Source organism: Microbacterium sp. RURRCA19A (genome assembly GCF_900156455.1).
Classification (GTDB): Bacteria; Actinomycetota; Actinomycetes; order Actinomycetales; family Microbacteriaceae; genus Microbacterium.
On sequence record NZ_FTNQ01000002.1, the window covers coordinates 425,095 to 445,426 of the forward strand.

Consider the following 20,332-nt stretch of genomic DNA (forward strand, 5'->3'; position numbering starts at 1 on the left):
GAGGGCGACCGACCCCGGACATGCCGAACACCGGATGCCATGCCCCCAATGAGTCGCGGCATCCGGTGCCCCGTCGGGAGAGGCCGAAGCCCCTCCCGAACGGGTGTCAGACGGTGAGGCGGCGGCGGATGACCAGCGCCCCTCCGAGGGCGAGCAGGATCAGAGCTGCGTTGAGCAGGCCCCACATCATGCCGCCGCTGACTCCGGTGACGGCCAGCGCGCCCTGGGGCGCGGCCATCGACGACACCGCCGAAGCCGACACCGAGGCGACCGAGCCGGTCACGCCGGGGGTGCCGGGCGTGCCGGGGGTTCCGGGGGTGCCGGGGGTGCCGGGGGTGCCGGGCGTGCCCGGGGTGCCGGGGGTTCCGGGGGTTCCGGGGGTTCCGGGGGTTCCGGGGGTTCCCGGGGTTCCGGGCGTGCCCGGCGTGCCCGGGGTTCCCGGGGTTCCCGGGGTTCCGGTCTCCGAACCCGTCGTGGTGCTATCGCCGATGATCGACACGGCGTTGCCGCCGATGGTGACGGGGAGGCTGATCGGGAGGATCGCCTGGTTGCCGCCGAGGAGGCTGTCGGTGCCGTCTGTGGTGACGTCGCCGGTGCCGCTCGTGGTGGTGCCGCCGGTGGTGGTGGCGTCCTCGGTGTGGCTGTCTCCTATGCCGGACACGGCGTTCCCGCCGATGGTGACCGGCAGGCTGATCGGAGCGATCAGCTGGTTGCCGCCGCCGAGGCTGTCGGTGCCGTCCGTCTCGACGTCGCTGACGCTGCCCGAGGTGGAGCCGCCGGTGGTGGTGGCGTCCTCGGTGTGGCTGTCGCCGACGACCGAGACGGCGTTGCCGCCGATGGTCACAGGCACCGAGACGGGGAGGACGGCCTGGTTGCCGCCGCCGACGCTGTCGGTGCCGTCGGTCTCGACGACCGGAGCGGCAGCGGGTTCCTCCGCGGGCGGGGCGGTCTCTTCCGCGGGCGCCGAGGTCTCGGCATCCGAGGTGTGGCTGTCACCGATGACCGACACGGCGTTGCCGCCGATGGTCACGGGGACGTCCACCGAGATGAGGCCCTGGTTACCGCCGAGGAGGCTGTCGCTTCCGTCGGTGGTGGCCTCGGGCGCCGGCTGCGACGCGGGTGCCGAGGTGGTGGCATCCTCGCTGTGGCTGTCGCCGAGGACGGACACGGCGTTGCCGCCGATGGTGACGGGCAGGTCGACCGAGATGATCGCCTGGTCGCCCGAGAGGAGGCCGTCGGTGCCCGACGTCTCCGCGGCATTGGCCATGCCGGCTCCGACGACGGCCAGGCCGCCGCCGATCAGCGTGCCGAGGATGGCACGCGAGTAGATCTTGCGCATGAGAGTTCTCTCCTGAGTGGTGAATGAGGGTGCGCGGAAACGCGCGGGACCGTCTGTCGTGCCGGAGCACGACGCGGCCCGCCTCAGTCAGGGGAGACGTCGGTGGAGAAGACCGGGGCGCCGGGGAGATCGTCGTCGACGAGTGCGCTGCGGAAGAGAAGAACGAAGGTCGGCGCGCCGGCGCGGTCGTCGAGACGCGCGGCGACGGGTCCGCCGGCACCCGACGAGAGGGATGCCGAAGACGAACCCGGGATGCCATCACCCAGCCCGTAGCCGACGGGCGTCTCTGCGGGCGGGGTGGTGCCGTGGGCAGACGTGTGGCCCGGGGAGTCCGTCGCGGTGGCGGCGAACGCTTTCGCTGCGGCCTCCGCGCGCGCGGTGACGGCCGTGGGCACGGCGGCGCTCGCCGCAGCCGCGGGTGCGGCCGCGGGTGCCGCGGCATCCGTCGACTCCGCGCTCGCGGCCGGCCGGTCGGGCTGCGCGGGAGTCGTGGGGTCGACGCTGCCGCCGGGAAGCGTGCCGCCGCCCGGGAGGGTGGGGACGATCGGGTCGGTGGACGGCGCCGTTCCGACGACGGCGGGCAGAGTCTCGTCGACCGTGTCGACCACGCCGGTCACGACGTCGTCGAGGCCGATGCCCGAGACGATTCCGCCCACGACCGGGACCGACACGACGGTGTCGACCACGGGGGTGACGACGCTGCCGACGACCCCGGAGGAGGCGACGTCCGACACGGTGTCGGTGACGGTTTCGACGGTGCTCGTCGCGGTGTCGTTGACCGTGTCGACGACGGCGTTCACGGTGTCGACCGTGGTCTCGGTGACCGCGCGGACCGGCTCGCTCACGGGCGCGGGGACGACGGCTGCGACGGGAGCCGTCACGGGCTCGACCGTCTGGACCACGGATGCCACGGTGTCGCCGACCGCTCCGGTGGTGCTGTTCACGGTGTCGGTGACGAGACCGAGAAGACCCGAGCCGGAGTCGTCGTTTGCGGACGCCGACGACGACGAGAAAGTGAGGGAGAGGAAGACCCACGCCAGGGCCGCGACGAACGCCCACCCGAGCACGCGAAGCGCTGGGATCGCGCTTCGCCGGGTCGCGGCATCCATGTCTGACTCCCCAAAGTCGGTAGACACTCGCCTATGACGTGTCTATGGGCCGCGACTTTACGCCTCTCGCGCCGAGAAGGCCAGAGACTCAGGGAACGCCCAGTTACCACGCGGTGTCGGCGGGGGAACCGACCGACACGCCGCACGTGAACATAACTTGACAGCGGACGCGGTTGTCAGTAGCTGCTCGCTGGAGTTATCCCCCGTGTTGTCCACACACTTTTGTCAAGTCGAGCAACCTTCAACCCATGCTTCAACCAGGATTCCCACAGCTTTCCTGTGGACAGATAAAAACCAGATCAGATGGTACTTCGAGAAACTGTTTCCACATCATCCACCGAGTTCTCCACAGGAGTTGTGCACAGCAATCGCGGCGTTTCTCGCAAGCTGTCCACAGAGTTATCCACAGGCCTGTTTGCGTGGAGGAGGGGTCGTCCTTAGCGTGGGTGCATCCCATCGGGCACACCCCGTCACCACCCGCGCGTCCATGTCGGAGGTCGGTGATTCGATGCTGCTCGAGGGCGTCGCCTCGCCCCACCCGACGTGATCCGTTGCCGGACATCGTTGGTGGAGTGCGTGCGTCCGAAAACTGAGAAGGAGTGCCTGTGTCGATCACCGACATCGCCAACGAGCGTCTCGGAGGACCCCAGCGGCAGGAGCGCACTCCGCCGCACGACATTTTGGCCGAGCAGAGCGCACTGGGTGGCATGCTGCTGTCGAAAGACGCTGTCGCCGATGTGATCGAGACTCTGCGCGGCGGCGATTTCTACGTGCCGAAGCACGAGCTGATCTTCGAGGCGATCCTCACGCTGTACTCGCACGGTGAGCCGACCGACGTCGTCGCGGTCACCGACGAGCTGATCAAGACGGGTGAGCTGCAGCGCGCCGGCGGTGCCGACTACCTGCACACGCTCACCTCGATCGTGCCGACGGCTGCCAACGCGGGGTACTACGCGTCGATCGTCGCCGAGCGGGCTCTGCTGCGGCGCCTGGTCGAGGCCGGCACGCGCATCGTGCAGATGGGTTACGCGGGCGAGGGTGACCCGACAGAGCTCGTCAACAGCGCGCAGGCCGAGATTTACAACGTTTCGGGCGACGACAGCGCCGAAGACTACATCCCCCTGACCATGGCGGTGGATGCCGCGGTCGAAGAGATCGAGGCCGCTCGCGGTCGCGACGGGTCGATGACCGGCATCCCGACCGGGTTCGCCGGCCTCGACCAGCTGACGAACGGTCTGCACCCGGGTCAGATGATCGTGCTCGCCGCGCGTCCCGCGATGGGTAAGTCGACGCTCGCGCTCGACTTCGCCCGCGCCGCCGCGATCAAGTCGAACGCACCCTGCATCTTCTTCTCGCTCGAGATGGGGCGCAGCGAGATCGCGATGCGCCTGCTGAGCGCCGAGGGGTCGATCCCGCTGCAGAGCATGCGCAAGGGAACGCTCGACTCGCGCGACTGGACGACGGTGGCGTCCACCCGCGGTCGCATCAACGACGCCCCCCTCTACATCGACGACAGCCCCAACATGACGCTGGTCGAGATCCGCGCCAAGTGCCGTCGCCTGAAGCAGCGCGAGGGTCTGAAGATGGTCGTCATCGACTACCTGCAGCTGCTCACGAGCGGTAAGCGCGTCGAGTCGCGTCAGCAGGAGGTCAGTGAGTTCTCGCGTGCGCTGAAGCTGATGGCGAAGGAGCTGCAGGTTCCCGTCATCGCCCTGTCGCAGCTGAACCGTGGTGCCGAGCAGCGCGCCGACAAGAAGCCCGCCCTGTCCGACCTGCGTGAGTCGGGCTCGATCGAGCAGGATGCCGACATGGTCGTGCTCCTCCACCGAGAGGCCGCGTACGAGAAGGACAGCCCGCGTGCGGGTGAGGCGGATCTGATCGTGGCGAAGCACCGCAACGGGCCCACTGACACGATCACGGTGGCGTTCCAGGGGCATTATTCGCGGTTCGCCGACATGGCGCCGGGGATGTAGTGGGGGTGGGCGTGGCTGCACGAGCGTCTCTCAGAGGACGGATGGATGCCCGGACTTACCGCTGATCAAAGCCTCTTGGCAAAACTGTGTGCGGCACCGGCCGAGGCGCCTTGGCTTGAGTTCAAGGAGAACAAGGCCGAACCTCAGGAGGTCGGCGAGTACATCTCCGCACTCGCTAATTCTGCTGTCCTGGCCCACCGAACCCATGCATACATGGTCTGGGGTGTCCGGGATGCAGATCACGCTGTCGTCGGGACCACATTCGATCCTTGGTCCTCGAAGGGTGCTGGCAGTGAGGATCTCGTGCCGTGGCTTTCCCGGGGCCTGGATCCCCAGGTCTACTTCCAGTTCCGACGGATAGATACCGGTGGGAATATCGCGGCTGTCCTGCTCGAGATTGATGCAGCTCGCTCGCGACCCGTTGCCTTCCGCTCAGAGCGCTACGTTCGGATCGGTAGCTACAAGAAGAACCTTCGCGATTATCCAGAACATGAAGCGCGGTTGTGGGAAGCGTTCCGAGAGACCACCTTCGAGACGGGGTCCGCCAAGTCAGGGCTGAGTGACGAGGAGGCTATCGAGCTACTCGCCCATAGCGCCTACTTCGACCTCCTGCGTCTTCCTTTGCCTGAAACTCGACGACGGGTGGCTGATCAGCTTGGAGCTGAGGGCTTCTTGGTGCGATCTGAAGCGGGAACCTCGGTAACCAACCTCGGCGCGTTGCTCTTTGCTCGAGACCTCGGAGTGTTCTCTTCCGTGTCGAGGAAGGCGACACGGCTGACCCAGTATCGGACAGCCTCCCGTGCTGCGGCCGTGCGAAGCCAGGACGGCCAGCGGGGATATGCCGCAGGGTTCGAGGGGCTGATCGATTACATGTCGGCTCTGCTGCCTCGTGAGGAGATCACCGTTGGTGGGCTTCGACAGGAGATTCCTCGGTATCCGGATCTGGTGATCCGTGAGCTCGTAGTGAACATGCTCATCCACCAGGATTTGACGGTCACGGGTAGTGGCCCGATGATCGAGGTCTTCCCCAACCGAATAGAGTTCACAAATCCTGGCGAACCGCTCATCAGCGTCCGCAGGTTCCTCGGGGGGCGGCCCCCCTCTCGTAACGAAGCTCTCGCTTCATTCATGACCCGAGCGCGCATCTCAGAGGAGCGCGGTTCTGGTTGGGAGAAAATCGCCACCGAGGTCGAATTGCACCAGCTGCCCGCGCCGAAGATCACCGTCGAGGCTGGTCACACCAAGGTGACGGTGTTCGGCCCGCGAAGCTTCGCGGAAATGACGCGGGACGAGCGAGTAGATGCCATCTACCTGCACGCACAGCTTCGGCACGCGTCGGGCGAGCCCACCACTAACTCATCCGCTCGCGAGCGTTTCCGGATCCCGGATGCGAACAGTGCGCAGATCTCGCGGGTTCTACGTGACGCGCTCGCCGCCGGCCTCCTGGTGATCGAGGACCCGACGGTGGGTGCCAAGAGTCGACGCTACCTGCCGTTCTGGGCGCAGGAGGACACAGGCGGATAGCCGTTGTTTGATCCGCAACGGCGACTGAATGGCACGTTCGCCTCGATTCCATGCCAAAAATTCTCTTGATCAGGTATTTTTCCAGATCAGAGGGGGAGGTTTTTGTTTGACTCATGTTTGACTGCGCGCCATAGGTGGGCACGAGGTGGACTCCTCGATCACCTGTGCTCACGATCACCCTCGCGGAGGGCGAGGAGCGGGGCCGTGCGGTCGACCGCCTTGACCCCGCATCTAGTCTCTCGTGCAAGTGGTGCGCTGCACGTACGCGCACGACGGCGCATGGCCGTGTGCGCGAGGTGCGGTTTCCGGGTGCGTGGTGGGAAATCCTGGCATCTGGAAGGCTTCGCGGTGCCGCCCCGTCGATGGTTGAGCGCAGCACGTTCGACGAGTGGCTGCGCAATCGGTGCCATGTGACGAAGCCGCGCAATCGCCGTCGAGGTCTCTGACCTCCGCCACCCAGAAACCCCGCCGCGCACAGCAACTGCGTCTCGTCGTCGGCATCCGCCGACGCCTCGATCGTGGGCGGGATCGCCGCCCACTGTCGCCCGTCGTCAGCGCGCGGCACGACGTGTTCGTTGAGGCCGTCGATGAGTTCGGGGAATCGGTGGAAGGGGATGCCGAAGTGCTTCGCGATCGAGTACGCCTGGAACGCGCGGTACGTGGCCATGTGTGCGAAGCCCTCGGCCGCCGGGTAGTCGCCGTACGTGCTCGGCGACGACCCGATCGCCCTCGTGCGACGCACTCAACGACCGCGCAGCTTCGGCGATCCGGGCTGGCTCCACTCCTTCGGCGCGGCCGCCGAGAGTTCGGCGGGATCGATCTTGTCGATGACCTCGCGAACGGCGGCATCGGCGTGGACGAAGACCTCGTCCGGCTTCATGTCCCGCGGTCCTCCTCCTGCCCGCTCATCGTTCCGACGGCGTGTGCCGCGGCGCGGGTGGGGCAGTGGTGGCGCCCCAGCTGGCGAGCACGCGGAGCGCGTCGGCGGAGGGCGAACCGGGCTCGGCGGTGTACGTGGAGACCGTCAGGCCGGGATCGGCGGGGAGCTCGAACGCTTCGTAGGCGAGCTCGAGGTCGCCGACGACGGGGTGGTGGAGGCGCTTCACGCCGCTGCGGTGGTAGCGGACGTTGTGCGCTGCCCAGAGCGTGCGGAACCGTTCGGAGCGGGTGGACAACTCGCCGACCAGGTCGGTCAGGCGCTTGTCGTACGGGTTGCGTCCGGCTTCTCCGCGCATGGTGGCGACGAGCTCCTGGGTGTTCTTGTCCCAGTCGACGTAGAAGTCCGGCGCTGCGGGGTTGAGGAAGGCGAACCGGGCGCTGTTGGGGGCGGGTTCGGCGAAGAGGGGCGAGTACAGGGCGCGGGCGAGCGGGTTGGCGGCGACGTAGTCGAAGTAGTTGTTGCGGATCATCGCCGGAGCCTCTGTCATCGCATCCAGGATCCTGAGGATGCTGGGTCGCAGGCTGTCCGTTCGCTTGCGCGGCTTCTTCGCCCCGGGTGAGGCGTTGGCGGTGCGGGCGAGATCGAACAGGTGCGCGGTCTCGGCGTCGTCGAGCTGCAGGGCGCGGGCGAGTGACTCCAGGACACTGTCCGATGCGCCGGAGAGGTCGCCCCGCTCAAGGCGGGTGTAGTAGTCGACGCTGACGCCGGAGAGCAGCGCGACTTCCTCTCGGCGGAGGCCGGGCACGCGCCGGTTGCCGCCGTAGGCGGGGAGCCCGGCCTGGTCGGGGGTGATCCGGTCTCTGCGCGTGGAGAGGAACTCGCGCACTTCGCTGCGGTGGTCCATTCCCTCGACGGTACGCGCCGGCCCGCCGCTCTGGGAGGGTCTGTCAGTACCGGGGATGCCGGGAACTCCCGCCCCTTCGCCGATCGCGGTCTTATGGAGTCATCCCTCCTCGCGACGATCCAGAAGGAAGCACCGATGATCGATCTCACGCTCAACAACGGCGTCACCCTCCCCACCATCGGGCTCGGCGTCTTCCAGAGTCCGCCCGAGGAGACGGCCGCCGCCGTCGACTCCGCTCTCCGTGTCGGGTACCGCCACATCGACACCGCCGCCGCGTACGGCAACGAACGGGAGGTCGGCGAGGGCTTGCGCCGCTCGGGCGTCGACCGCGACGACGTGTTCCTCGAGACCAAGGTGTGGGTCACCGACTACGGCTACGACCAGACCCTGCACGCGTTCGACAAAGCCACCGGCAAGCTCGGTGTCTCCACCCTCGACCTGCTGATCCTGCACCAGCCCATCCCCAGCCGGTTCGAGACCACCATCGCGGCCTACAAGGCGCTGGAGACGCTCCTGTCCGACGGGAAGGTGCGCGCCATCGGCGTGAGCAACTTCCTGCCGCATCACCTCGACCGGCTGCTCCAGGAGACGGATGTGATCCCCGCCGTGAACCAGGTCGAACTGCACCCCTACTTCACGCAGCCCGAGGTGCGACGCGCGGATGCCGCGCATGGCATCCTCACCCAGGCGTGGTCGCCGATCGGCGGGATCACGTTCTATCCCGGCCCGTGGGGTGACGAGCGTCGCAGCGTCATGGACGACACCACCCTCACCGAGATCGCTCGGGCCCACGGGAAGACCCCCGCGCAGGTCATGCTCCGCTGGGGAATCCAAGCGGGTCGATCCGTGATCCCCAAGTCCACCAACCCGGCCCGCATCGCCGAGAACTTCGACGTCTTCGACTTCGAACTCGACGGCGAGCAGGTGGCTCGCATCGACGCTCTCGACACGGGCGTCCGTGGCGGTCCGGATCCGGATGAGCCGCGCGAGGCGTTCTTCGCCCGCGAGATCCCCGAAGCCTGATCCCCGAGACCGAGAGAGACCCTCTGATGGAACACCGTCCGCTCGGACGCACCGGCGTCCAGGTCAGCCCGCTGTGCCTCGGCACAATGATGTTCGGCCCGTGGGGGAACCAGGACGAAGCCGACAGCATCCGCATCATCCACCGCGCCCTCGACGCGGGTATCGACTTCGTCGACACCGCCGACGTCTACTCGGCCGGTGTCTCCGAAGAGATCACCGGCAAGGCGCTCGTCGGTCGCCGCGACGACGTGTTCCTGGCGACGAAGTTCTTCATGCCCATGGACGACAGTCCCCACCATCGCGGTGGGTCGCGCCGGTGGATCATCCAGGAGGTCGACAACTCGCTCCGCCGCCTCCGCACCGACTGGATCGACCTCTACCAGGTGCACCGCCCCGACCCGGCGGTCGACATCGAGGAGACGCTCGGCGCGCTCAGCGACCTCGTGCACCAGGGGAAGATCCGCTACATCGGCTCCTCGTCGTTCTCGGGATCGCAGATCGTCGAAGCGCAGTGGGCGTCCCGCGACCGCCGTCTCGAGCGTTTCGTGACGGAGCAGCCGCCGTACTCGATCCTCGTGCGCGGCATCGAAGAGGACGTCCTGCCCACGACCCGGCGATACGGGATGGGCACGCTGACCTACAGCCCCCTGTCCGGCGGGTGGTTGTCCGGGAAATGGCGAAAGGATGCCGCGGGCAGCCCGGCATCCTCGGCGCGCCCGAGCGCCCGCTTCGACATGAGCAGCCCGGCCAACCAGCGAAAGCTGGACATCGTCGAGAAGCTCGCCCAGCTCGCCGAGAAGAACGACATGACGTTGATCGAGATGGCCATCGCCTTCGCCATCACCCACCCCGGCGTCACCGCCGCGATCGTCGGCCCGCGCACGATGGAGCAGCTCGAGTCGTACCTTCCTGCCGCCGAGCTCACTCTGTCGACCGAGGTCCTCGACCAGATCGACGCACTCGTCGCCCCGGGCGTGACCCTCAACCCGGACGACAACAGCTACGGCGCCCATGAGCTGCAGCCCGCGGCGCGTCGCCGCTGAGCGGCGCCGTCCGGTTCGAGGAGGAGCAGCCCCGCAGTGAGCGGCGTCAGCCGGTGGATGCCGCTCACGCTCGGGCCCGCGCGATCAGGCGCGTTCCACGGGGAGCCACAGCTCGCAGGTGGCTGTACGGAAGTCGGCGGCGCGGTCGAGCACGGCGACGATGGACGGCCCCGGGCGGAGCCGCCAGGGGTTCGACGGGAACCAGTCCGTCGCTGTCGCCGCCCACGCCTCTTGCAGCGCAGCCGGGTACTCGCCGTCGGTGCGGAACACGGCCCACGTTCCGGCCGGGACCTCGATGGCATCCAGGTCGTCCGGGATCGGGGCCGTGACCGTGACGGCGACGCCGTGCAGGTAGGTCAGTTCGCTTCCCTCGGTGTAGTCCGGGTCGACGTCTGCGCTGACCTGGAGCAGGCCGGCCGGCTCGCTGTCGCTCAGCGCTTTGAGTCGTGCATGTTCTGCCGCCGGCAGAGAGGCGATGTGGGCCTGAATGTGCGGGTTGACTCCCTCGTGGATGAGGGGCACGCGGGTGGCGTGACCGACGAGGCGGAAGGCCGGTCGATCGCTGATGCGGGTGTCCATGGTGATGTTCCCTTCGACGGTCAGGCGGAACCTGAGTTGCGGTTGTGTTCGAAGGGGGCCGCCGTTTCGCTTGACGTCACCGACGCTGACGTTGTGCACCGATCGGAATGCTCGGCCGAAGGCCTCGGTCGATCCGTAGCCATAGCGCACCGCGATGCTCAGCAGGTCGTCGGTTCCGAGAACGTCGGCTGCCGCGACCGACATGCGTCGACGCCGGATGTACTCCGACAGCGGCATCCCGGCCAGCGACGAGAACATCCGACGGAGGTGGTACTCCGTCGTGCCGAGTTCCCTCGCCAACGATGCGACGTCGATGTCGTCGTCCAGACGAGCTTCGACCAGTTCAATCAGCCTGTTCAGCTCCGCGATCATGCCGCCTCCTTCTGCACCCACGTTTCCCGGTCGCCACGATCCGCACCCGACTATCGCGGTCCGATCGGATCGGAGATCGTCGAGAGTGGCGGCGCACCCGCTCTCGGGACGGTCTCGACCACGAAGTTCGGTGTCTGTTCTTGGGGCATTGATCCCCGGAAACTAGCCTTACTCGGACATCTACACGCGGAATGTATCCGCTCGTCGACCGAATCGAGTGAATCGTGAAGCTCCTCCTGACCTCCGGCGGGATCACGAACGACAGCATTCGTGCGGCACTCGTCGAGCTGCTCGGCAAGCCGATCGAGGACTCTCGCGCGCTCATCATTCCGACCGCGCAGTGGGGCCACCCGATGTGCACGCCCGAGAGCGTCTGGCGGACGGTCGCGGGTCAGTGGGGCGGGCAGGCCGGTCTCGTCAACCTGGGCTGGAAGTCGGTCGGCGTTCTCGAGCTCACGGCGCTGCCCACTATCGGTGAGGAGCGCTGGATGCCGTGGGTCCGCGAAGCCGACGTGCTGTTGGTCGACGGCGGCGAGGCGGTCTACCTGGCGCACTGGATGCGCGAGTCCGGCCTCGCGGCGCTCCTGCCGTCGCTGCGCGACACGGTCTGGGTCGGTGTGAGCGGCGGCAGCATGGTGCTGACGCCGTGCATCGGCCCGGAGTTCGTCGAGTGGCGACCGGACGGCACCGACGAGACCCTCGGCCTCGTCGACTTCTCGATCTTTCCGCACCTGGACTATCCGGGCTGGTCGTCGAACACGACGGAGAGTGCGCGGCGGTGGGCAGGGAGAATCGGCGGATCGGCCTACGCGATCGACGACCAGACGGCCCTCCTGGTCGACGGCGAGGCGGTGCGGGTGGTGTCTGAGGGGAAGTGGGAGTTCTTCGACTGAGCCCCACGCGGCGTCGCGCCACCGGCCGCTCGTGCGAGCGGTTACTCGTGCGCGGGCCGCGTGGGTTCCGCTTCCGCCCCCAGGCCCGCCCTATCGAGCAGATGGGCGAAGAGGTCGAGGGCTGCGGCGCGATCGGGATCGCCCGGTGCGGCGAGTGACGACAGGGTGAGGCCGTCCATGACGGCGACCGCCAGAGCGGCCAGGGCGGGGGCGCCGCCGGGAAGCGTCCGATCGGCCTGATCGGCCCACGGGGTGATGCCCTCGCGTGCCGCTTCGGTGTACGCGCGGTACTGGTCGCGGGCGAGGTTGTGCATGCCCTCGGTGCGGAGCGCGTGCGTCGTGATCTCGAACAGCGCGAGCTGGCGGCCGATCGACAGGGTCGTGTACCTCTCGTGGAGACGAGCGAGCAGTTCGCGCACCGAAGCGGTGTCGCGCTCCTCGGCCACGCCCGCGCGGACGTCCTCGAGGAGGAGGTCGATCACGCCCTCGAGCAGGTCCGACTTGTCGGCGAACCAGTAGTGCACGGTGCCGAGGGGGAGACCCGCTTCCTCGGCGATCCTTCGGGTGGTAGCGGCGGCGATTCCGTCACGCTCGACCACCGTCGTGGCGGCGCGCAGCAGAGCGGTGCGTGTCTCGGGGCCGCGCTGTCTCTTTCCTCGATCCGGCATGATCACGATCCTTTCACACATCTGGTCACTTGACTTGGACAGTTGACCAGATACAGTGTGTGACATCACAAGGAGGCCGCCCATGTCCGTTCCCCTGCTCGCTCCCACCGCTCAGCGCCCCGTCGTCGTCATCGGCGCCGGCCCCGCGGGTCTCGCCGCCGCCCGTGCCCTGTCGGCTCGTGGCATCCCGTACGTCCAGATCGAACGGCACTCCGACGTCGGCGGGATCTGGGACATGGACAACCCCGGCAGTCCCATGTACCGGTCGGCGCATTTCATCTCGTCGCGCGACAAGTCGGGGTTCTTCGACTACCCGATGCCGTCGCACTTCGCGGATTACCCGAGCCGCGAGCAGATCCTGACGTACACACGGTCCTTCGCCGAGCACTACGGGCTGCGCGATGGCATCCGGTTCGAGACCACCGTGCAGAGCGTGACGCAGGACGAGCGGTCGGGGGAGTGGACTGTCACGACGGATCGAGGGGAGATCGCGGCATCCGCGGTGATCTGCTGCACCGGCGTGACGTGGGATCCGCAGGTTCCCGAGGTCGAGGGGACGTTCGACGGCGAGATCCGGCACAGTGTGACCTACCGCGACGCCTCGGAGTTCCGCGGCAAGCGGGTGCTGATCGTGGGGCTCGGCAACTCCGGCGCCGACATCGCGTGCGACGCCGCGCAGAACGCCGACCGGGCGTTCATCAGCACGCGCCGCGGCTACCACTTCGTGCCGAAGCACCTGCTGGGCACCCCCTCGGATCAGACCGAGTGGCTGCCGATCTGGGGGGAGCGGCTGCTGTACTCGGCCCTGGCGCCGCTGGTGATCGGCGACGTGCGCCGGTGGGGGCTGCCCAAGCCCGACCACAAGCTGTTCGAGACGCACCCGCTCATCAACACCCAGCTCCTGCATCACCTGCAGCACGGTGACATCACCGCCAAGCCCGGCATCTCGCGCTTCGACGAGAACGGGGTGTTCTTCACCGACGGCAGCCACGAAGACCTCGATCTCGTGCTCTTCGCGACCGGCTACAACATGTCGATCCCGTACGTGCCCCAGGATTATCTGGAGTGGAAGGGCGGACGCCCCGCGATGTATCTCAACGCGATCGCCGCCCGGCCCGGCCTGTTCGGTATCAGCTACATCGAGGTGAACTCCAGCGCGTACACGCTCTTCGACCGCATCGCGCACCTGATCGCCTCGCACCTCGACGACGTGCGTCGGCGACCGTCGCGGGCTCGGCGCTTCCGGCGGATGGTCCGTACCGAGAAACCCGATCTGACCGGCGGCATCCGGTTCGTGGGCAGCGATCGGCACGCGACCTACGTGGAGGTCCGCGCGTACAAGCGCGAGCTGCGTCGCGTCGCCCGGCGGATGGGATGGGAGCAGCTGACCCCGGGGACGCTGGCGGAGTCGCCGGTGGCGACGGCGGGAGCACTCCGGTGACCGGGCAGCGACCGCTCGCCCTGGTCACGGGCGCCGGAGGCGGCATCGGTGCGGGCGTCTCGCGCATGCTCGAGCGTCGCGGCTACGACGTCATCGCCGTCGACCTCACCGCGCCGATCGTCGACCGGGTGACCGCGACCCTCGGGCCGGGCAGCATCGGCGTCGTCAGCGACGCCGCCGACCCCGAGGCGGTGTCGGCGCTGGCCGCCCGCATCCGGGGCGAGTGGGCGGAACGTCTCGAGGTGATCGTCTGCAACGCCGGCCTCATCTCCACCGACGAGGTGGCGGATGCCGCTCCCGCCGACCTGCGTGACCAGCTCGCCGTCATGCTCGACTCGCCGGTGCAGCTGATCGCGGCGGCGGCGTCGGTGATGGCCGCGCGCGGACGCGGGCGGATCCTCGCGACGGTGTCGATGGGTGGCATCCTGGCGCTTCCCGGGTCGGCGGTGTACTCGGCCGCGAAGGCGGGGTTGCGGGCGTTCTTGACCGCGCTGTCGGCCGAGATGCGGGGGACGGGGGTGACGGTGACAGGGATCTATCCAAGCGGCGTCGACACCGCGATGCTGCGTCACGAGGCGCGAGACGGCGGAAGCATGCTCAACTTCGTCGGGCGGATCTTCACGGTCGACGACGTCGTGCGCGCCTACGAACGGGCGATGTCGTCGCGCCGGCTGGAGATCTACCTGCCGTTCGCCGACAGCATCGGCGCGCGAGCCCTGGCCTTCGCCCCGCAGCTCGGCAACAGGTTGCTCCCCCTGCTGGATCGTCTCGGTCGTCGCGGTCACCGGGCGTATCTGGCACGGATCGACGGCGGCTCGTGAGCGGGCTCGCCGTACCGCGGCGTTTCTCGCCGGGCGATGTGGCGGTGACGGTGGTGGAGGCGGCGATCGTGGCGCTCGCTGTGGCGTACGCCATCACCGGCACTACGATCGCGCTCCTGGTGTGGGAGGGCGTCGCACTCACCTACCTCGTGGTGGGCTTCGTCGTCACCCGCTGCGCCTCGCTGCGCGAGCGCTCGCACTCGGGCCGCACCGGTCTGCTCGACACTCTGTCGTGGGTGCTGCCCCTGGTGTCGAGCGTGGTGGGTGTCAGCGCCGCGGTGTCGGTGCTCATCGCGCGCGAGAGCGGCGGTGCGGGGCTCTGGCAGGTCGCGGTCGGTGCCGTGGGCATCATCCTGTCGTGGGTGCTGCTGCAGACCGGATTCGCCCGGGTCTACGAGGCGACGCAGGCGCGACACGGCGACGGGTTGCGGTTCTCGCGCACCGGTGCCCCCGATTTCGGTGACTTCCTGTACTTCTCGTTCGGTCTGGGCACCTTCGCCCACTCGGATGCCGAGGTGCGCACGCGAGATGTCCGTTGGATCGTGCTGGTGCACTCGGTGGTGTCGTTCCTCTACAACGCGCTCGTCGTGGCCGTGGCGATCGAGGTGCTGCAGCAGATCGTCGTGCGGGACTGAGCCGAGAGAGGTTCGACTACCCGACCCTCGGGATGCCGGAAAGCCTCTCGCGAATCCGGGCCTCCGCGGCAGATGATCCGTCAGGCTGTATCCATGTCTTCCGCTTCGTCGTCGTCACCGCAGGGGCGCGGTGCCGGCGCCGTCATCGTCGCGCAACTCCTGCTGCGCACGGCGTCGGCCGCGGGAGCTCTCGTGCTGGGCGCGTACTTCGTCGACCTGGCGCGCGACGGTGCGCCGGTGGGTGCCCTCTTGCTCGGTGCGCTTTCGGGGCTGAGCTTCTTGGCCGAGCTGATCCTGGCACCGATTGCCGGCTCGGCCAGCGATCGGCGCGGGCGGCGCGTGTTCCTCATCGCCGCGCCCCTGCTGGCGGCAGCGGGCATCCTGATCACCCCGGGAGCGTCGCTGGTGGCGGCGGCACCCTCGATCGTTCTCGTCGTGGTCGTCGTCGGAACGTCGCGGTTGTTGGACGGAGCCGGCGCGGCGATCGCGGCTCCCGCGACGCTCGGTCTGCTCGCCGACGCGAGCGACGACGATCGGATGCGGCGGGGGCGGGTGACGAGTCTCTACGAGCTCTCGTCCTCCGGGGGTATCGCGCTCGGCGCGGTCGCCGGACCCCTGCTGTACGGGGCTTTGGGCCTGTGGTCTTTCGTCGCGCTCGCCGTCGTCTACGTCATCGCGGCGTTGATCGTGTTGCTGTTCGTGCGCTCGCCGAGGTCAGCGCCTGCGACTGTCGGCGCCCCGTCCGCCGCGCGCTCGGCTTCGGTGCGCGATCGCATTCGCGTGCTCACGCAACCGCGACTGTTGGCGTTCCTGCCGGCCTGGGTCGCGGTGAACGCGATCCTCGGCACGTGGGTCACGTCGCAGATCACCTTCGTGCTGGCCGGTGACCGGACCGATCCCGACCAGCTCTTCCCGGGTGCGTTCGCGGGCAACGAGGCGGGTCTCTCGGCCGTGCTCGGAATCTACGTGCTCGTCTTCAGCCTCTGCATCGTCGCCTGGGCGTTCTTCATCGGCAAGCTGCCGACCGTCCCCACGCTGTTCGTGACGGTGTTCGGCGCCGTCCTCGCCTCGGTCGGTTTGTTGCTGGCGAATCGTGGGCTGCCGCTCGGCGTCGCGATTCCCCTGGTGCTCGTCGGGGTGTTCCTCGAGGCGGGGTTCACCCCCGCCGCGCTCAGCCATCTCAGTGACATCTCGGCCGAGTATCGAGACAATCGCGGCCTCATCATGGGTGCGTACTCGGTCGTGGTCGGTGCGGGCTATCTGCTCGGCAACATCCTGGGCGGTGTCTTTGCCGAGTGGCGCCTGTTCGAGGGGCTGGCGATCCTGACGATGCTGCTCGCCGCCGTCGCACTGATCTCGATCGCGGTCATGTATCTGATCGAGAGACGGATGGCGGTGCAGCGCGCGACGGTGTGACGGAGAGGTTGCGCCTGTCACGTCGACCGCTCGCCGCTCCCGGTCGAGGCGGACCTACTTCACCCAGAACCCCGCCGCGCACAGCAGCCGCGTCTCGTCGTCGGCATCCGCCGGCGCCTCGATCGCGGGAGGGAACACGCCCCACTGCCGCCACTCGTCGGCGTGCGGCGTGACGTGCTCGTTCAGCCCGTCGATGAGTTCGGGGGAGAGGTGGAACGGGATGCCGAGATGCTTCGCGATCGAGTACGCCTGGAACGCGCGGTAGGTCGCCATGTGCGCGAAGCCCTCGGCCGCGGGGTAGTCGCCGTACGTGAACCGGAAGGTCTCGGCGAAATCGCCCGCGCGCACCGCGACCGTGGCCCTGTCGTTGAGCGCGTCGTACGAGGCGATCGGATCGTCGCCGAGGAGGTCGGCGTCGGCGTACTGGTCGCCGTCGGCGGCTGCGCGTCCGGCGATCACGTCGGGGATCCACGCTTCGTCGTACGCGTGCCGCCCGATGATGCCGAGCAGCGTCGGCGATTCGAGCTGGCTCCACTCCTTCGGCACGGGCGCCGAGAAGTCGGCGGGATCGATCTTGTCGATGACCTCGCGAATGGCGGCATCGGCGTGGAGGAAGAGCTCGTCTGCGTTCATGGCGCCGACCGTACTCCCGGGCGCCGACATCGAACATGCCCCCCCGGGGCACCGCATCTCCTGTGCTCCCCTTCCGCCGGGGCGGCTCACCGGAGCTGGAAGGTCGCCATCGCTTTGTCGAGGTAGCTGCCGAAAGGCTCGCTCTGGTCGGAGGCGAACCAGGCGTGCCGGGCTGCCTGCATGCACGCGAACGCGGCGCCGACGATGGCGGCCGCGGTGGGGTCTGATGGGTCGGCGTCTCGGCCGGCGATGCGGGTGGCGACTCGGCCGATGAGGAGCTCTTGAACGCGCTGCATCTTCTCGAGGTAGCGCGCCTTCAGCTGGGGGCTGCTCTGAACGATTTCGTCCATGGCGTCGTTTCGGGCGCGCTGGCGGTCGTCTTGGACGTAATCGAGCGTGATGTCGAACACGCGGCGCAGGGAGTCCCAGACCGGCTCGTCCATGGGTCGGTCATCAAGTGCCTCTGCCATGCGATCGGCGAAGAGGTCGTACTTGCCGATGACCAGGTCGTCTTTGGAGGGGAAGTACCGGAAGAACGTGCGTTTGGACATCCCCGCTGCCGCGGCGATCTGATCCACGGTCGTGTTCTCGTAGCCGTGGGCGACGAAGAGATCTTGAGCCACCGAGGTCAGCTCGGTCTGAACCAGGCGACGCGTGCGCTCTCTGATCGGCACCGGCATCGCTTCGCTCATGCGTCCATCATATGCCGAGCGTGCAAAAGGTGACACCGGGTGTCAGGTTAGGCATAAAGTTGCTGTCACGCCTGCGATAGGCGCACACTGATTCGAGGAGCATTCATGAGCAACGTTTGGTTCGTCACTGGTTCGTCCAAGGGCTTCGGCCGCGAGTTCGTCCTCGCCGCCCTCGAGCGCGGAGACAGAGTTGCGGCGACCGCTCGCAACATCGACACCCTGAGCGATCTGGTGGAGAAGTACGGCGACTCCGTCCTGCCGATCCAGCTCGACGTCACCGATCGCGACCAGGCGTTCGCGGCGGTCAAGACCGCGCACGAGTCGTTCGGTTCGTTGGATGTCGTGATCAACAACGCCGGCTATGGCCTGTTCGGCACCGTCGAGGAGATCACGGAGCAGCAGCTGCGCGACCAGCTCGAGACGAACCTGTTCGGCGTATTCCATGTCACGCAGGCGGCTCTGCCGATCATGCGTGAACAGGGCTCGGGCCACATCATTCAGATCTCCACCATCGGAGGCATCGCCGCGTTCCCGACCCTCGGCGGGTACCACGCCTCCAAGTGGGCGCTGGAGGGTCTCACCGAATCCCTGGCGCAGGAGGTCGCCGGCTTCGGAATCAAGGTCACCCTCGTCGAGCCCGGCGGGTTCGACACCGACTGGAGCTCGGCCTCGGCCGTGACGGCCGAGGCGCAGCCGCAGTACGCCGACCTGCACGACGCCATGAAGCAGCGCTCTGGCGGACCGCAGCCTTCGCCGACCGGCTTCGGATCCGCGATCCTCAAGGTCGTCGACGCCGAGAAGGCGCCGCTGCGTGTCTTCTTCGGTGAACTGCCCACGCAGATCGCCCCGCACATCTACCAGCAGCGCCTGGCCGAGTGGGCCGAGTGGGCGCCCGTCTCCCGCGAAGCCGAGGGCAAGTAGCCACTCTCCGGGGGTCGGGTCGCTGACCCGGCCCCCGCCCACGTGGGTGTTGGCATGCTTTGCGTCGATGCTGGCTTTCACTGCTCGGGCGGCGCAGTGCCGTGCTGGCGTGGAATCCGTTCGGGGGCGAGCTGGTGGCGGGGCCTCTGACGGCATCACCTCTCACACCCTGCTCGACGACGGCGTCCTTGAGTGCGAGTTCACGCTCGCCGGTTTCACCGACATTCTCTGGATGCCACCCACCGCCACCCCGTCCTCGTCGGTGCCGCTATCGCTCCTCAACCAACCCGGCGGCTTCGACACGCGCCGGATGTACCCGCGTCTCCTCGCCCGCGCGAGAGCCGCCGCGGCCGAGGGCTTCGCGTCGGTGACGATCGAGCTCCCCCGCACTGGCAGACGACGATGGATGCCGTGCTCGCGCTGCCTGATATAGGCGACCGCGTCGGCTTCTCCGGTGGGGTCATCGCCGTTGGCGTGCGGCTGGCGGGCGTCGATCCGCGGGTCGCGGCCGGGGGGCTCTTCGCCGGAAGCTACGTCCCCCGCTCAACGATGGACGAGGCGCGGCGGATCGGCATTCCGATCCATGTCCTTCCGCAGTGGGACGACGAGGGCAAGGATCGGCAAGCGGCCCTTGACCTGTTCGACGCGTTCGCCTCGACCGAGAAGACGCTCGTCGCCAACATGGGCGGGCACACGGGCGTTCCGGCGTTCGCGGGGGAGGATGCCGGGCCGGTCTTCGTGCGGCACCTACGGTTTTGAGTATGCGTGGGCCGTCGCGTCGCTGCCGAGAGTTAGGCAGATGGCAATGGCTGGCCGAACTAGGCGGCACCCGGCGCGGTGTAACGCGCCGGGTGCCGCGTGTTCGTGTCTGGTGATCTCTAACAGGCTGATGCGAGGGCGAACAGAACGCCGCCGCTGAAGGCGGTGCTGATGTGTGTGACTCCTGCGGGGGAGACTTTGGTCCAGGCGCCCATGTTGGTGGATTGGTAGAGGTAGCCGTCGCTTCCAAGGAAGTAGGCGTAGAGGGTGGGATCTTGGGCGCCGATGGTGACGTCGGTTGCGGTGACGCCGGCGGGGAGGGCGGGGAATGCGGTGTTGCCCCAGCTGGCGCCGACCGTGGTGCCGGTGCTGTAGAGCACTCCGCCTTCGAAGGCGGTGCTGATGTGGGTGACGCCGGCGGGGGAGACTTTGGTCCAGGCGCCCTTGTCCTTGGATTGGTAGAGGTAGCCGTCGCTTCCTACGAAGTAGCAGTAGAGGGTGGGGCCTTGGGCACCGATGGTGACCTCGCTTGCGGTGATGCCCGCGGGGAGGGCGGGGAGGGCAGTGTTGCCCCAGCTGGCGCCAACGAGCTTGCTCGAGGACGGTGCCGCACTCGTGGAAGCGGATGCGGTAGTCGCCGATGCTGTGCTCGCGGACAGAACCCCGCTGCCACCTTGCGACGGCACGTTCATCGCAGGCAGATTCAC

General features: G+C 68.0%; 20 protein-coding genes. 11 read left to right on the plus strand and 9 right to left on the minus strand.

Features of this window, described 5'->3' with window-relative positions; translation table 11 throughout:
- Window positions 1-106: 106 nt before the first annotated feature.
- A complete protein-coding gene (locus tag BW982_RS17765) occupies window positions 107-1,339 on the minus strand; it encodes a chaplin family protein (protein WP_076492807.1) in 1,233 nt (410 codons plus the stop codon).
- 83 nt (window positions 1,340-1,422) lie between these two features.
- A complete protein-coding gene (locus BW982_RS09940; protein WP_139327397.1) occupies window positions 1,423-2,448 on the minus strand; it encodes a hypothetical protein in 1,026 nt (341 codons plus the stop codon).
- A gap of 605 nt (window positions 2,449-3,053) precedes the next feature.
- Between BW982_RS09940 and dnaB the strand changes: the two genes are divergently transcribed.
- Together dnaB and BW982_RS09950 are read left to right on the plus strand one after the other, a co-directional pair.
- Entirely contained in the window at window positions 3,054-4,421 is a 1,368-nt protein-coding gene (gene dnaB / locus BW982_RS09945) for a replicative DNA helicase (RefSeq protein ID WP_083696623.1), read from the plus strand.
- Between the two features lie 45 nt (window positions 4,422-4,466).
- On the plus strand, window positions 4,467-5,945 hold the full coding sequence (locus BW982_RS09950; RefSeq protein WP_076492812.1) for an ATP-binding protein: 1,479 nt from the start codon (window positions 4,467-4,469) through the stop codon (window positions 5,943-5,945).
- A 742-nt stretch (window positions 5,946-6,687) separates the two neighbouring features.
- Here the strand turns inward: BW982_RS09950 and BW982_RS18525 are convergent.
- Window positions 6,688-6,825 carry a hypothetical protein gene (locus BW982_RS18525; protein ID WP_254845569.1) on the minus strand — a complete coding sequence of 46 codons (138 nt, stop codon included), beginning with the start codon at window positions 6,823-6,825 and terminating at the stop codon, window positions 6,688-6,690.
- A 25-nt stretch (window positions 6,826-6,850) separates the two neighbouring features.
- Window positions 6,851-7,729, minus strand: coding sequence for a helix-turn-helix transcriptional regulator (locus BW982_RS09955; RefSeq protein ID WP_076492815.1), 879 nt, complete (start codon window positions 7,727-7,729; stop codon window positions 6,851-6,853).
- Between the two features lie 135 nt (window positions 7,730-7,864).
- On the opposite strand from BW982_RS09955, the gene BW982_RS09960 reads away from it, so the two are divergent.
- On the plus strand, window positions 7,865-8,752 hold the full coding sequence (locus tag BW982_RS09960) for an aldo/keto reductase (protein ID WP_076493642.1): 888 nt from the start codon (window positions 7,865-7,867) through the stop codon (window positions 8,750-8,752).
- A gap of 26 nt (window positions 8,753-8,778) precedes the next feature.
- Window positions 8,779-9,795, plus strand: coding sequence for an aldo/keto reductase (locus BW982_RS09965; protein WP_076492817.1), 1,017 nt, complete (start codon window positions 8,779-8,781; stop codon window positions 9,793-9,795).
- Between the two features lie 84 nt (window positions 9,796-9,879).
- Here BW982_RS09965 and BW982_RS09970 read toward each other — a convergent pair whose 3' ends face one another.
- Window positions 9,880-10,746, minus strand: coding sequence for an AraC family transcriptional regulator (locus BW982_RS09970; RefSeq protein WP_076492820.1), 867 nt, complete (start codon window positions 10,744-10,746; stop codon window positions 9,880-9,882).
- 224 nt (window positions 10,747-10,970) lie between these two features.
- Here BW982_RS09970 and BW982_RS09975 point away from each other — a divergent pair, with 224 nt between their 5' ends.
- Window positions 10,971-11,639, plus strand: coding sequence for a Type 1 glutamine amidotransferase-like domain-containing protein (locus tag BW982_RS09975; RefSeq protein WP_076492823.1), 669 nt, complete (start codon window positions 10,971-10,973; stop codon window positions 11,637-11,639).
- Window positions 11,640-11,680: 41 nt separating this feature from the next.
- Here BW982_RS09975 and BW982_RS09980 read toward each other — a convergent pair whose 3' ends face one another.
- Window positions 11,681-12,307, minus strand: coding sequence for a TetR/AcrR family transcriptional regulator (locus BW982_RS09980; protein ID WP_076492825.1), 627 nt, complete (start codon window positions 12,305-12,307; stop codon window positions 11,681-11,683).
- Window positions 12,308-12,389: 82 nt separating this feature from the next.
- On the opposite strand from BW982_RS09980, the gene BW982_RS09985 reads away from it, so the two are divergent.
- The 4 genes from BW982_RS09985 to BW982_RS10000 all read left to right on the plus strand — a co-directional run bounded on the left by BW982_RS09985 (window position 12,390) and on the right by BW982_RS10000 (window position 16,620).
- A complete protein-coding gene (locus BW982_RS09985; protein ID WP_076492827.1) occupies window positions 12,390-13,748 on the plus strand; it encodes a flavin-containing monooxygenase in 1,359 nt (452 codons plus the stop codon).
- Window positions 13,745-14,569, plus strand: coding sequence for an SDR family NAD(P)-dependent oxidoreductase (locus tag BW982_RS09990; protein ID WP_076492829.1), 825 nt, complete (start codon window positions 13,745-13,747; stop codon window positions 14,567-14,569). The genes BW982_RS09985 and BW982_RS09990 overlap by 4 nt, the downstream gene beginning before the upstream one ends.
- Entirely contained in the window at window positions 14,566-15,204 is a 639-nt protein-coding gene (locus BW982_RS09995) for a DUF1345 domain-containing protein (RefSeq protein WP_076492831.1), read from the plus strand. Before BW982_RS09990 ends, BW982_RS09995 begins: the two co-directional genes overlap by 4 nt.
- Before the next feature lie 93 nt (window positions 15,205-15,297).
- Entirely contained in the window at window positions 15,298-16,620 is a 1,323-nt protein-coding gene (locus tag BW982_RS10000) for an MFS transporter (RefSeq protein WP_076492834.1), read from the plus strand.
- 54 nt (window positions 16,621-16,674) lie between these two features.
- Here BW982_RS10000 and BW982_RS10005 read toward each other — a convergent pair whose 3' ends face one another.
- Together BW982_RS10005 and BW982_RS10010 are read right to left on the minus strand one after the other, a co-directional pair.
- A complete protein-coding gene (locus BW982_RS10005) occupies window positions 16,675-17,253 on the minus strand; it encodes a DinB family protein (RefSeq protein WP_076492836.1) in 579 nt (192 codons plus the stop codon).
- An 86-nt stretch (window positions 17,254-17,339) separates the two neighbouring features.
- Window positions 17,340-17,945, minus strand: coding sequence for a TetR family transcriptional regulator (locus tag BW982_RS10010; protein ID WP_139327398.1), 606 nt, complete (start codon window positions 17,943-17,945; stop codon window positions 17,340-17,342).
- A gap of 105 nt (window positions 17,946-18,050) precedes the next feature.
- On the opposite strand from BW982_RS10010, the gene BW982_RS10015 reads away from it, so the two are divergent.
- Entirely contained in the window at window positions 18,051-18,866 is an 816-nt protein-coding gene (locus BW982_RS10015; RefSeq protein WP_076492839.1) for an SDR family oxidoreductase, read from the plus strand.
- Between the two features lie 402 nt (window positions 18,867-19,268).
- On the plus strand, window positions 19,269-19,625 hold the full coding sequence (locus BW982_RS18530; RefSeq protein WP_254845570.1) for a hypothetical protein: 357 nt from the start codon (window positions 19,269-19,271) through the stop codon (window positions 19,623-19,625).
- Window positions 19,626-19,744: 119 nt separating this feature from the next.
- Here BW982_RS18530 and BW982_RS17770 read toward each other — a convergent pair whose 3' ends face one another.
- Window positions 19,745-20,317 carry a hypothetical protein gene (locus tag BW982_RS17770; RefSeq protein WP_139327399.1) on the minus strand — a complete coding sequence of 191 codons (573 nt, stop codon included), beginning with the start codon at window positions 20,315-20,317 and terminating at the stop codon, window positions 19,745-19,747.
- Between the last annotated feature and the right edge of the window lie 15 nt (window positions 20,318-20,332).